This is a genomic window from Mesorhizobium sp. YR577, from assembly GCF_900116595.1.
In the GTDB taxonomy this organism is placed as follows: Bacteria; Pseudomonadota; Alphaproteobacteria; order Rhizobiales; family Rhizobiaceae; genus Mesorhizobium_M.
Genome location: NZ_FPBI01000042.1, coordinates 1 through 12,401, shown reverse-complemented (window position 1 = coordinate 12,401; position 12,401 = coordinate 1). Strand labels below are relative to the sequence as shown.

The following is a 12,401-nucleotide window of genomic DNA, read 5'->3' as shown; positions in this document are numbered from 1 at the left end:
GATGCGTCAACCCATCCAGCGCAAGAGCCTTCAGGATCAGGCCACCGAATGGCTGCGCGAAGCCATCGTCAGGGGCGATTTCGCGCCGGGCGCGATGCTAACCGAGCTGGACCTGACCGACCGCATTGGCCTCGGCCGTGGCACGGTTCGCTCGGCGCTCTTTGCCATGGAAGCGCAGGAGCTGGTGACCCGCACGCCTTATTCGAGCTGGCGCGTAGCAGTGCTCGACGCGCAGGCGATCTGGGAAATCTATACGCTGCGCGCGGCCTTCGAGGGGCTTGGCGCGCGCATCCTGGCGGAGCGTCGCACCGAATTCGGCACCAAGCTGGTCGAGGCCGCCTTTGCAGCGCTGCCTGCTGCCAACGATGCCGGCACGGATGCGCGGGTGGCGGCCGATCTCGGTTTCCATGCGAGCTTCGTCGAGCAGACCGGGCACCAGCATCTCATCCGCCGCCACGGGCTCTTGGCCGACAAGATGGAATGGCTCTATCGCTGGTCCGAGGCGCACTGGCCTTGCCGCAAGCCGCTGGTCAGCGACCATCAGCGCCTGTTCGACACGCTGATGACGGGAAGCCCCGACGCGGCGGAACAGGCGGTCCGCGATCATATCGCGGAATCGATCGAGCTGGATGTGACCGGCTTTCACGAACTTCATTCACACGGCGCGGCGCCACCGCAACAGGAGCAGGCATGAACGACATCACCATCCTCGACGGCGGCATGGGCCGCGAACTCGAGCGCATCGGCGCGCCCTTCCGCCAGCCGGAATGGTCCGCGCTGGCGCTGATGGAAGCGCCCGAGCTCGTTCGGCGCGTACATGAAGACTATGTGCGTGCGGGCGCGAAAGTCATCACCACCAATTCCTACGCGCTGGTGCCTTTCCATATCGGAGAGGAGCGGTTTCGCGCGCGTGGCGCCGAGCTGGCGTCGCTGGCCGGGCGTCTCGCCCGCGAGGCCGCCGATACGGGGGCAGGCGTGAAGGTCGCGGGTTCGCTTCCGCCGGTGTTCGGCTCCTATCAGCCAGAGCTGTTCCGCGCCGATCTTGCGCAGGATTACCTCTCGGTGCTGGTCGCAGGTCTCGCGCCGCATGTCGATCTCTGGCTCGCCGAGACGCAGAGCAGCCTTGAGGAAGCGCGGGCCGCCGCGGCGGCGGTGCGCGGCAGCAGCAAGCCGGTCTGGCTGTCCTTCACACTCAGGGACGATGTCGCGCCGCAGGACATGCCCGAGCCGCAATTGCGATCCGGGGAGAGCGTGGCCGATGCAGCCCTCTTCGCGCGGGATGCGCGCGCGGATGCGCTGCTCTTCAACTGCTCCATGCCCGAGGTGATGGGCGCGGCACTTGAGGCCGCTCGTGCAGCGGCTCCCGGCTTGTCGCTCGGCGTCTACGCCAACGCTTTCGGCTCGCAGGACGAGGATGGCGCGGCCAATGAGGTGATCTCGGACATACGGGCCGATCTCGACCCGAACTCCTACTGCGGCTGGGCCGATGGCTGGGCCGCAAAGGGCGCCTCGATCATCGGGGGCTGTTGCGGCATCGGTACCGATCATATCCACCATCTGGCAGGGCATATGGGCAGCAGTGGAAATTGAGGAATCGCGCCTGAGTAAGGCGATTTCGCCGGCTGTCAGCAATGATGCGTAGGCGGTGGCGGATGGGCTCCCTGATCTGCGAGAGGACCTGAACCAGCATCGGGTCGATGTTGAGGTTGCGGCAGCCCTGTGCAGACACAGCAATGCCGTCCATGCCGAGCTTTGCCGCATGTTCTGCATCGGCGTTTCGATAGCGTCCTTAACTAGATGCTACCGCGCCATGTGTCTCGCAACCTGAAGGTCACAGCTTCAAATCCTACCTCTGCAACCAACTTAACCAGGTCTATAAACCCTCTTTGGTCTTGAGGAGCTGATAGAGGGTACCGATTGCCGGCCAATTGTAATGAGTCCCGGTGCTTGTCTTGATGAAAGCTGCGTCGTTGCTGATCCCATCCCCGATGGGCTAGTTCTCGTCGCGCTTCAGTCCGCGGTTGACGGAGACTTGCATTGCGTGCGCAAGTTTATAGAAGGGTTTAATTAGGCGTGATCTACAATAGTAGATCACGAGATATACATCGTACGTTTCTTTCTAAGCGAAGATCAGGTACGTTATTACTTGTTGATGCACGTACACCGTGCTAAAGAATTTGACGCCGCAAAAGGAGGAAAAGATGACAATCAAACTCATGCCGCTGTCGGCTAAGCAGTCCGGCAAGGCCTCTAAACCGTGCATACTGCGGGCTAGCAGGTAGCGTTCAGGTCAGGGGCTGGAGGTGCGAAACCTCCAGCTCTTACACATCGACGAAGATGGGGTATATTGCGCCAAGGCTTTACTGCCGACGGCTGGGCAAAATTGAAAGGTCCAGACAGTGTAATTGCGGCTGCAGCTAAGGCGGCAGGGGCGAGTCTCTTCATAGTTGATAGTTGGTGGGAACTTCGGTCCAAGGAGAGACTGGGTGCGCCGGAAACTGTGTAGCAAGGTTGTCTGCGAACAAACGGCCGAGTCCGTGCGCCTTCTTGATACCAGAACCCAGTTTCACGTCGAACTAGCAGGCATTGACGAGGACTTACATCAGACAGCGCTTCTGTCGGAAGCGGTAGCCAATTTCGTTGACCCTTTAGGTTTCTTGGATGAAGATATTCCTATTGGCATCTTGCGAGCCAAGCAGCGTCCGTGGCGCAAGCAGCTTGCGGACTTGCACCGAGATGCCGTTCTGACAGCTTTTGTTCGGAGGCTGAAGGAAACTGTTCCTTACTATCGCAATAATGGTCGCGGCCTGGAGGCGGAATCTGACTTAAGGCTGCCCCACGCTCCTCGGCTGTCAAAAGCCGATCTCCGCGTGCATTGGGCTGACTTGCTGGATCCCGAAGTCAACTTAGCAGACGGGCTGACAGATGGGTCGCTCGAAATCGCCCAGACGAGCGGCTCGTCAGGCGAGCGGCTGCGGGTGGTCGCTCAACTCCGCTCCGACCACTTGCCGCCTTGCCCAGAACAGGTATGGGGTATCGCGCCACTGCCTGAAGCCATTCGGGTCGCGGTGATCACAAGCCCCAACTGTACTGTCAGGTATTGCGGCTTGGTATCGGCGGTGCGCGAGGATCGCCTTATCAACCAAACGACGCTTCAAATTGCCGGAAGTCATGACATTTTTCACGCGGACGATAGTTTCGTCCGCCAGGTTGCGGAGGATCTTCAGAGTTTCCGCGCGGATATTCTGGTTGCGAACCCGGTCTATCTAGATTGGCTTACAGTCCGGGCAAAGGGACTTGGCTTGCATTTGCCGTCGGTTTCTCTGGTGCTTACAACTTACCAATACACTCCCACGCTGCAACGCCTCGCGATCGAGACCGCCTGGAAAGCTCCCGTGTATGACATTTATTCGGCTACGGAATGCGGCGGCCTGGAGGTGGCAGTCGGTTGTCGGTGTGGGAACTGGCACGTTTTCGAAAACCACAGTTTTGTGGAGATTGAACCCTCCAAGACCGCTGGTTTGCCGCATGAGGTCGGCGACGTGCTGGTAACCACGCACGCCAGCGAGGTCATGCCTCTTTTCAGATACGAGATTGGCGATTTGGCGGCGTGGTCTGACATCGACTGCGAATGCCCGCTCAGCGACTGGCGCACTCTGGTCTTTCACGGACGTTCTCAGGAAACGCTGCGAGTGGGCTACCGCTGTGTAACCACTCGGCAGGTCGACAATGTGGTCGCTAAAATCAAAGGGATTGCATTTGCGCAGGTGTATGCTCGAAACAATGAGTATTGTGCGGAAGTCGTTCCGTCCGAATCCGGAAGCTTCAAGGCAAGCGAGCTACGGGAGGCTTTTTCCGAGGAGATTGGCATAGCCTCTCTAAGGGTTAGGGAAGTTCGCGCGCTGCGACCGCTGCCCTCCTTAAAGTACCCACTGGTGCGTCCGGTGGCATAGGGAGGCGTTTCCATAATGCTATCCGGCCTTCGATCTGACTTCCCGATGCTCGAACGCCGGGTGGCAGGGCGTCAGATCGTTTATCTGGATTCGGCGGCTACAGCGCTCAAACCTCGCCAGGTAATTGAGGCTGAGCGCAGGCACGCTACTGAAGCAACCGCCAACGTACACAGAGGTAACCATGCTCTGTCGGAAGAAGCTTCGGAACTACACGAGGCCGCCAGATGGACGATGGCAGAATTCCTCAACGTTGCCCCCGCCGATGTGATTTTCGTCAAGAATGCGACAGAAGCGATCAACGTGGTGGCGTCCGGGCTTTGTCTTGCCAAGTCTGATAGGATCCTCGTGTTCAGCTCCGAACACCATTCCAACATCCTCCCTTGGATGCGTGCGGGTCAGGTCGTCTGGCTGGACGTGCCACCCGACAAGGCGGTCAGCCTCGACTTGGTGGCAGATGCCTTGGCGAAGCATCGCCCGCGCCTGCTAACGTTTGCGCATGTTTCAAATGTTTTCGGCGTAGTGCAGCCTGCCAGAGAGATCTGCCGGCTAGCCCGCGAGGCCAACGCTCTTAGCTGCGTGGACGCCGCGCAGGCGATCTCCCATTTCCCGGTGGACGTCCAGGAGATCGGTTGTGATTTTCTTGCCTTCAGTGGCCACAAAATGCTGGGACCGCCCGGCATTGGCGTACTGAGCGGAAGGCGCAATGCCCTTGAGATGATCGAAGTGACGGCCCTCGGCGGTGGCTGCGTCACCGAAGTGACGCGGCATTGTTATTCGCTGAAGGCTTTGCCTGGTCGCCTCGAACCGGGCACTCCAAACATCAGTGGTGTACTTGGACTGGCCGCCGCCGTCGACTACCTCGGTAAAATTGGCTGGGAACGGATTCAGAACCGCAACCGGACACTTGCCGCGTGCCTTAAGGATTTGGTGAGGCAATTACCTGCCTGCCAGGGGCTTTATTCCCGGGAGGAGTCGACCGTACCGATCGTCAGCGTGTTCGCGCCTGGCGCCGTTGTCCCGATCGATACAATCGCGGCCGCCCTCAGCGATGAGTTCGGGGTGATGGCCAGGGCAGGTTTCCATTGTACGTACCCTCTCCATGAAAGTTTGGGCCTTTCGGGAGGCACCCTGAGGCTATCTGCTCATTTCTATAACGAACCTGCCGAAATCACTCGCGCCGGTGAAGCTTTGAGCGTGCTGTTGACGCGTTTCCAGCGGACCGGGAAATGGATGGCCTGATGACAAACGAGTTCCAGTCGCATCGAGAAACCTTGTGGTCGCGCAACCTATTTTGCCTGGCGAGCTGCCAGATGACATACACGGCCGCTGGTGCGGTGTGCCTAGTGGTGAGCGGCCTCGCAGGTTTTTATCTAGCCGATCACAAGATACTGGCTACGTTGCCATTCGCCCTGATCCATGTCGCGACCGCACTCGTCACCTTTCCCCTTTCGCTCCTGATGCAACGCTTGGGGAGAAAGACGTGCTTCATCTTCGGCTCGTTCGCAGGTTTGGCTGCCGCTATCCTTTGCATGACGGCGATCGTCGTTCAGTCATTTCCGCTCCTGTGTGCTGGAAGCGCCGTGTTTGGTGTGTTTCAAGCAACTTCGGAATACTACCGCTTCGCAGCCGCCGAATCGGTAGCGGAAAGCGCAATTCGCCAGGCTGTCGCCTGGACGATCGGTCTAAGCCTGGTCGGAGTGCTTGTCGGCCCGCAATTCGGCGCACTCCTCGACGCAGTCCTCGCACCACCGATGTTCCTGGGCAGTTACACCGCAGTCGCTTTGTTCTCGGTCTCATCGGCCATCCTTGCCTTCGGCATAGAGGACAAGCGATCACGAGTTCCGGTGGCCCACGTCGGACGCAGCCTGGGTTCGGCGCTAAAGCGGCCCACCGTCGGTTTGGCGCTGACGGCCTCGGGGGTCGCCTTCGGCGTGATGGTAACCGCCATGACGGCTTTGCCGGTTGCAGCTGTAGGTTGCGGCCTCAGCGTCGGAGCGACCGGAGGCATCATACAGTTACATCTGATCGGCATGTTCATCCCATCGATGTTTGCTTCCCGGCTCGTCTCAAAGTATTCGGCGCGTCAGCTCTTGAGCGCTGGCGGTATCGTCATGATCGGCGGATTGGGATGCCTCTTTGAAGCGAAGGCGTTCATCCCGTTCGCGCTAGGACTATTCTTAGTCGGCGCGGGCTGGAACTTCGTATATGTAAGCGCTACGGAGATTCTTGCCCGTATTCCAGATCCTGAGGAACGGGCGACGGCACAGGGGTTCAATGAGCTGCTTGAGTTCGCGATCATTGCCGTCTGTGCGCTTGGCGCTGGCGCTTTTTACGTGCTCATGGGCTGGAACATACTCATCGTTGCACTTGCCGCGACTTCGTTTTGCCTGCTCGGGGTAATCCTTGCCAGCGCTGTGAAACCTCGCTTTGCGCCGTGACACCATTTGATGAGGGATGGCTCCGGACGAGAGGCCGCACAGGTTGGACGGTATTTCTAGCAAGGAGAGCGTCCGTGGCAAATGCCAATAGAGACGCTGCGGCCCTTTGCGGGATTTTATCCATGCCTGGCCGCATGCCGATTGGCTGAAGTCGGCGTTGAGTTGGGTTAAGTCGATCGGCGTGTCGACATGCCACGAAGACGAGTGAATGAATCGCTCAGCTGGTGCATGGGTCTCTGGCTAAGAAACCATCCATGCCGATGTGAATGATCTTGTGCAGAAAGCTACGCGATTTCCCGAATTTTTGACGATTTGGACACGCCTGTCTGACGCTTGGATTGCGGGGTGAAACTATTATTAGGCAGCTTTGGTGAAGAGCGGCTTGCTGATGGAGGCTGAGCCATGACCCAATCTGTCATCGTTGTTTCCCGAACTCCCCGGTCGGCGATTCCGACCTTTGCTGCTGGCAGCTTCCAATGCACGCCTGCAACGATCATGTTTACCGACATCGAAGATTCAACCGGGCTGGCCGTGGAACTGGGCCTCCTCGAAACGGCCCGTTTCATGACAGAGCAGGCAAATGTCATCGAGGCTATCGTTCGAAAGCACGGTGGTATCGTCCAAAGTTTCACCGGCGACGGTGTCTTGGCTCTGTGGCTTGGAACTGAGATGACGCCAAGAGAGACAGCTCGACGCGGCCTCCTGGCGGTCGCTGACCTCGCGGTGAAAATCTCGGAATGGAATGCCAGGAGGATGTCGAGCGGCCTCCCGCTACGCCGGATACGAATCGGTCTGCATTCTGGTGATGTCATGCTCCTGAATGATCCCGATGGGCATGCGCCATTTGTGTTCGGCTTAAACGTGAACATTGCCCGCCGCGTCGAGCAGGCCGGCAAAGGTGCGACCGTCCGAAATGTGGACGCGATAATCACCGCCAGCAAGGCAACGCTCGGTCTTGCCAGGCTCGGCGCGCATACCAAGCACGCCTGGAGCGCGATTCCATTGAGGCAGGTGGAAGTCACGGCGTTCAGCGCCACAGAACAACATCTGTGAAAACAACGGAACATAAATCAATCTTCAGTTGAAATCGGGGTATCCTAACTCGCCTTCAACTCTATGAAGTAGAAAGTATTAATTCATTAAAGATGAATCCTGGATCCATTCTCCTGAATAGTTTGTCATAATATATAGATCTATCTATTGCAAATCGGAAGAATTAGGCAAATCATCTTCATGATCTTGGCCAATGAGGGCAATGTGAGCTCTGCAGGTCGAATTAAATTTCGCTTGATCGGGCCATTCACCGTTTCCCGCGCTGATGGTCTGGACGTAACTCCGCGCGGAAAGCGCTCGAAAGCCTTGTTGGTGCTTCTTGCTCTTTCGCCGAATGGCGCGCGAAGCCGCAAGTGGCTCCAGAGCATGCTCTGGAGTACCCGAGGTGAAGATCAGGGCGCGGCAAGCCTACGTCAGGAATTGTCTGAACTTCGCAAACTCTTTCGTGAGGTGGATCGCGATCTCTTGACCAGTGATCGGGATACTGTTCGCCTTCACCTAGACCTGATCGAACTCGACATCGGGAACGACGACGCTCATTCAAGAGCGCAAGACTTGCTTGAAGGGATCGATATCCGAGATCCTGAATTCGAAGAATGGCTCCGCGAGCAGAGGAGCCGACTGAGCGCCGCTTCCAGGAAGTCGGAAGCAAATCACGTTCAAGCCTTCCAGTTGCTTGTACAACAGAAGCAACTGATCTCTGTGCCCAAGCGCATCTGCCTGGGACTGATTGTCGAAGGCTCTGCTGACAGCGTCTGCGTTCAATCGGTGGCCAATATGGCGCTGAATCTGGTGGCAAGATCGCTTCTGGATTTCGAGATCGTGGATTTGATCGACTATCGAGCTGGCCTGCGACCCGCGGAGGATTCGGGGATCAGACTCGTGGACTGGTTTCTCCAGGCCGAGGCGATGGTCTTCGGTGAGCAGGTCGGGCTTACTTTCAGCCTGATAGCTCCTGGCGAGAGGCGGGTGGCGTGGTCGCAAAGCGTTTTCTTCGAGCAGGCCGACTTGGGTAATGCGGGAAGCCCGAGGTTGATGGCTTTCGTCAATCAGGCAACCTTCGGTATTCTGGACGTGGCGCTCGACCCCCGCACGGCGCGGAACCAGCCCCGCAACCATGCGTCCCGGCTAGCCTTTGCGGCAATTCATCAGATTTTCTGTTTGCATGACGCGGACCTCGATGCTGCCGAACGCATGCTGGCTGAAGCATTTGAGATCGAACCCCGAAGCACCTACCTCGGCTGGCTGCTTTTTGTCCAGGTGACGCGCCTTGGCGAAAGACGGGTAGCCCGGTCCGGAGCTTTTCATGAGCAGGTTCGGGAATGTGCCCGCCAGGCCCTCGAAATGGGGCCTTTCAACCCCATCACTCTTTCCTTGGCGGCGCATGCTCATTCGTTCGTGTTTCACGAATATCGATACGCATTGGAATTGGCCGATCGTGCGATCGCTGCAAATCCGTTGCAGGCGCTTTGCTGGGATATGCGTGCGTTGACACTGGGCTATCTCGGTGAAGTTCAGCAAGGGTACGCTGACGCTCTGCGAGCCCGAACTCTGGGTGGGCCTCCTGGCTACAGGTACTTCATAGACACGACATGCTGCATCCTGGCCACCCTGAGCGGTCGGTTCAAAGAGGGCGTTCAGTTTGGCGAACTCGTTCTGGCAAGGCAGCCCGGCTTCCTTCCCGCGTTGAGATATTCGGCAGCCTGTCATGGGCATCTGGGCCAGCAAGGGGATGCAGTGCGCATTGTCGATCGGCTCCGCGAATGGGAGCCCGATTTCTCCCTGGAACTGCTGCGTGAGGTGGACTACCCGATCGCCGGAGTTCTCGGGGTGTCGGTTATCCAGAGCGGGCTCTCCCGGATCGTTTTGCCAAGATATGCCAACTGAATTTGAGGAAAGGCTTGATCATGGTGACCACAGCAGACTTGGGAGCCGCAAGATATCAGGTCAGACAGAGCGAATTGAAAGAGTACTCGTGGCCTGGACTTGGGAAGGAAGATAACGTCGAAGACAGCCTCGCCAAATACGTCGAGCTACAGTTCAAAGATTTTCCACCTCAGGCTCTTCCCGCATGGATGAGCACTTTCAAGAATCGAAAACGTAGCTTCGGTATCCTGAATGGACAATTCGTCATTGTGGTTTCCGACAACCCGGAAAAAGGTATAGCGCGGCTTTCACAGTCCGCAATGACTGGGTCCAGTGCAGGTCGTGGAAGAGGTAGAGGTCGCGGGCGCGGCCGTGGAAGAGGCCGGGGCAGAGGCAGAGGGCAGGACAGCTTTGATCTCGATGCCGATGCGCTTCCGTCCTGGCAGGAAAAACGCACCTTGCACCGCATCGTGCTAGATAACAAAACCAAGCTTCACGGCGCAATCTGGGAAAACATCGCGATCCCGCCACCGCCGGGGCCGGCTGAAAGCCTTGCCGAAGCCGCCGAACTTATGGCGCTTCAGGATGCACGCGCGACGAATCCTCTGTTATGCGAGGAAATACGGCGGCAGGCGACATTCGAGATTTCGGACTACACAGCCCCGCTGGGAATTGACACGGCAGGTGGCTTCGAGGCGACGCGAAGCCTGATCGTTGCGATCCTCGAAATCGCAGAGGAAATCGGCCTCTACTACAAGGATCGTTTCAAGCGGCTTCGGCCGAACATCATCGAGCCACGTCTGCGTCCGCTTTTGCCTGTGCCGGCACATGCGTCTTATCCGTCTAATCACTCTTTCCAGTCCTTCGCAGTTGCATCCGTCCTGCAACGGATGTTGCCCGAGCATACTGGCGTCACGTCGCTTTTCGAACGCTCACGGCGAGTAGCCGAGAACCGGGAACGTGCTGGCTTGCACTTCAAAAGCGATACGGATGCAGGCGAAGAACTGGCCGTGAGGATCACACCATATCTGGTGGAGGCAATGGACGACGTTATCCGGCGCGCGCAACGGGAATGGCAAAGATAGGGGGTATCTCCATGTCTGTATCAAGGGACAAGGGAAATCAGTGCTATGACTGGTACCACTACCTTTGGCATCTTATCGCCATTGGTGCGGTGAAGGTGGCAAGAGATGGCGGGGACGAGAGATATATCCTGACCAGCGATGCGTGGGACAAACTAGGCACACCAGAACCGGGTATGGGCGAGACCATCGCCCAGATCGATACGGGGGTGAATGGAGTGCATCCGAATCTCCATCCACGCGTCCTGGAGGCCATCAGCTTTGCCTCGCACCCTTATGGCATGAGTTACGTCACTCCAAAGGGCGCCGGCCTGCATTGCGGGCCTGAGGAGCAGCTGGCCGACAGCCTGATAACGGAACCCGCCTGGAAGATGGCCGAAAGCCTTGCCGGTTCCGATATGCAGCAGCGCTCGTTGCTCGAGAATCTGAAATCGGGAAGGGGTGTCCGCCAGAATGTGGTGCAGATTTCGCGGATGCGATATTCAGCTCATGGAACCTCGTGCGCCGGTCTCATTGTCGGGGCGCCGGTGGTCGGCAGCGACGCCGAAGGTCCCATTCCTTATTGGGGCGTGGCTCCGGGGGCTAAACTACTGCCGATCGAAGTTTCGGCACAGCCGACTGCCGAGCAGCTTATCCTCGCGTTCCTCTGCGCTTGGGGCAGGGAAGTCTCGGTGATTCATTTTCCGCGGGAGGCTCCTGACCCGTGGCGGGCTCCTGCATATAAGCAAGGATATGGAGATTCGCGATACACTTCGATCAACCACGCGAAGCCAGCTTGGGATTTCTTCGAGAAACTTTTCGAAGCCGTCAGCCAGGACATTCCGGTGGTGTGCGCAGCAGGCAATGACGGATTGAACCGCGTCATCTACCCGGCAAACAAGGCCGGCGAAGTCAACGGAGTCATTTCTGTCGGTTCGGTTACTTACCTCGCCAACAGATCAGCCTATTCCAACTATGATGGCGATCCCGGGGACAATTCGCTGACGATCGTCGCGCCGTCCGACGACGAGGAAGCCTATACTCGCCATCAGTTCCGCCTGGATAGGGAAGCTCCCTGCTGGCGCGACCACAACTTTTATGTCTACGGCAACACGATCAAAAAGGTCGCATATGCGTCCCAAGGTCTTCTCACGGTCGATATCCCAGGAATGCATGGATATTCGGAGGGTTTTCTGACGGGAACCGCGCCAGACGATGCCGAGAATGCGGACAGAGCCGCACTTTACACGGTATTCGGGGGTACTTCGGGGGCGTCCGCGATCGTTGCCGGGGCGGTAGCCTTGCTTCAAGCCAAGTACAGGGGCAGCACTAAGAAACTCTTAAACGGCTCTCAGGCAAAGGCGAAAGTCGTAAGTTGTGGCGTAAGCGATGTCTCTTGGCCTTGGCTTTCCGGAAATGTGAGACTCAAGCCGGATGCGTTCAATGGCGAAAAACAGTTGGAATTTCGTCAGCAGTTTGGCGCTGGTATGCTGAACCTCAACCTACTGCTTCAATAGTGCAGGTGAGCGCACGCCTGATTCCGGCCGCCAGATAATCCTCAAACGTGTGTCCCGCAGCGGCGCTCGCGTAACGCGGCACGGCTTATGTCAGTGACCACGACAATCCGCACGGATGACAACAAAGCATGTCATCAGATCGAAACGGCGAGTGATTTATGCAGAAAGTGGTTGCGCCGGCTACCTTCAAATCTCCACGGTTAGCAAGTGTCGATTTCGGTCAAATCCTGCCGGTGGTGCGTTATCATTGGCTGCGGCGATGCGCGCAAGCTTGAGGGCGACATCGTTGACCTTGCACCGCGCCTCAGGATCGGGGCCGTCCGCGTCGCCATTATCGTTGGCCGCTCTTTCTCTACCGGAGCGCTTCCCCCACGGTTCATGGCCGGCCTCTCAACACCGAAAGCTGGGGTCCCTTTTGGGGTCTGACTCACATTCGATGATTTTGGATGCTCGCGTGGCGCTGTTTTCCGAGGGGAATCAGCATCATGACGAGAAATCTGCGTTTGTCGGCCT

At 57.9% G+C, this 12,401-nt stretch carries 9 protein-coding genes; all 9 read left to right on the top strand.

Translation table 11 applies throughout. From position 1 onward, the window contains the following. Nucleotide 1: 1 nt before the first annotated feature. The gene (locus BM413_RS30920) at nt 2-694 is read left to right on the top strand and encodes a GntR family transcriptional regulator (protein WP_091918685.1); all 693 of its coding nucleotides are present in this window, start codon (nt 2-4) and stop codon (nt 692-694) included. Continuing rightward, nucleotides 691-1,590, top strand: a complete 900-nt coding sequence (locus BM413_RS30915; protein WP_091918684.1) for a homocysteine S-methyltransferase family protein — start codon at nt 691-693, stop codon at nt 1,588-1,590. The genes BM413_RS30920 and BM413_RS30915 overlap by 4 nt, the downstream gene beginning before the upstream one ends. Nucleotides 1,591-2,486: 896 nt before the next feature. Then, the gene (locus BM413_RS30910) at nt 2,487-3,953 is read left to right on the top strand and encodes a phenylacetate--CoA ligase family protein (protein ID WP_091918683.1); all 1,467 of its coding nucleotides are present in this window, start codon (nt 2,487-2,489) and stop codon (nt 3,951-3,953) included. 15 nt (nt 3,954-3,968) lie between these two features. After that, nucleotides 3,969-5,192 (top strand): aminotransferase class V-fold PLP-dependent enzyme, encoded by a 1,224-nt coding sequence (locus tag BM413_RS30905; RefSeq protein WP_091918682.1) that lies wholly within the window; start codon nt 3,969-3,971, stop codon nt 5,190-5,192. Continuing rightward, a complete protein-coding gene (locus tag BM413_RS30900) occupies nt 5,180-6,391 on the top strand; it encodes an MFS transporter (protein WP_091918681.1) in 1,212 nt (403 codons plus the stop codon). The genes BM413_RS30905 and BM413_RS30900 overlap by 13 nt, the downstream gene beginning before the upstream one ends. A 402-nt stretch (nt 6,392-6,793) precedes the next feature. After that, on the top strand, nt 6,794-7,444 hold the full coding sequence (locus tag BM413_RS30895; RefSeq protein WP_091918680.1) for an adenylate/guanylate cyclase domain-containing protein: 651 nt from the start codon (nt 6,794-6,796) through the stop codon (nt 7,442-7,444). Nucleotides 7,445-7,624: 180 nt separating this feature from the next. Further along, on the top strand, nt 7,625-9,331 hold the full coding sequence (locus BM413_RS30890; protein ID WP_091918679.1) for an AfsR/SARP family transcriptional regulator: 1,707 nt from the start codon (nt 7,625-7,627) through the stop codon (nt 9,329-9,331). A 14-nt stretch (nt 9,332-9,345) separates the two neighbouring features. Next, nucleotides 9,346-10,395, top strand: a complete 1,050-nt coding sequence (locus BM413_RS32880) for a phosphatase PAP2 family protein (RefSeq protein ID WP_175544512.1) — start codon at nt 9,346-9,348, stop codon at nt 10,393-10,395. 11 nt (nt 10,396-10,406) lie between these two features. Then, nucleotides 10,407-11,888 carry a S8/S53 family peptidase gene (locus BM413_RS30880; protein WP_175544511.1) on the top strand — a complete coding sequence of 494 codons (1,482 nt, stop codon included), beginning with the start codon at nt 10,407-10,409 and terminating at the stop codon, nt 11,886-11,888. Nucleotides 11,889-12,401: the final 513 nt, after the last annotated feature.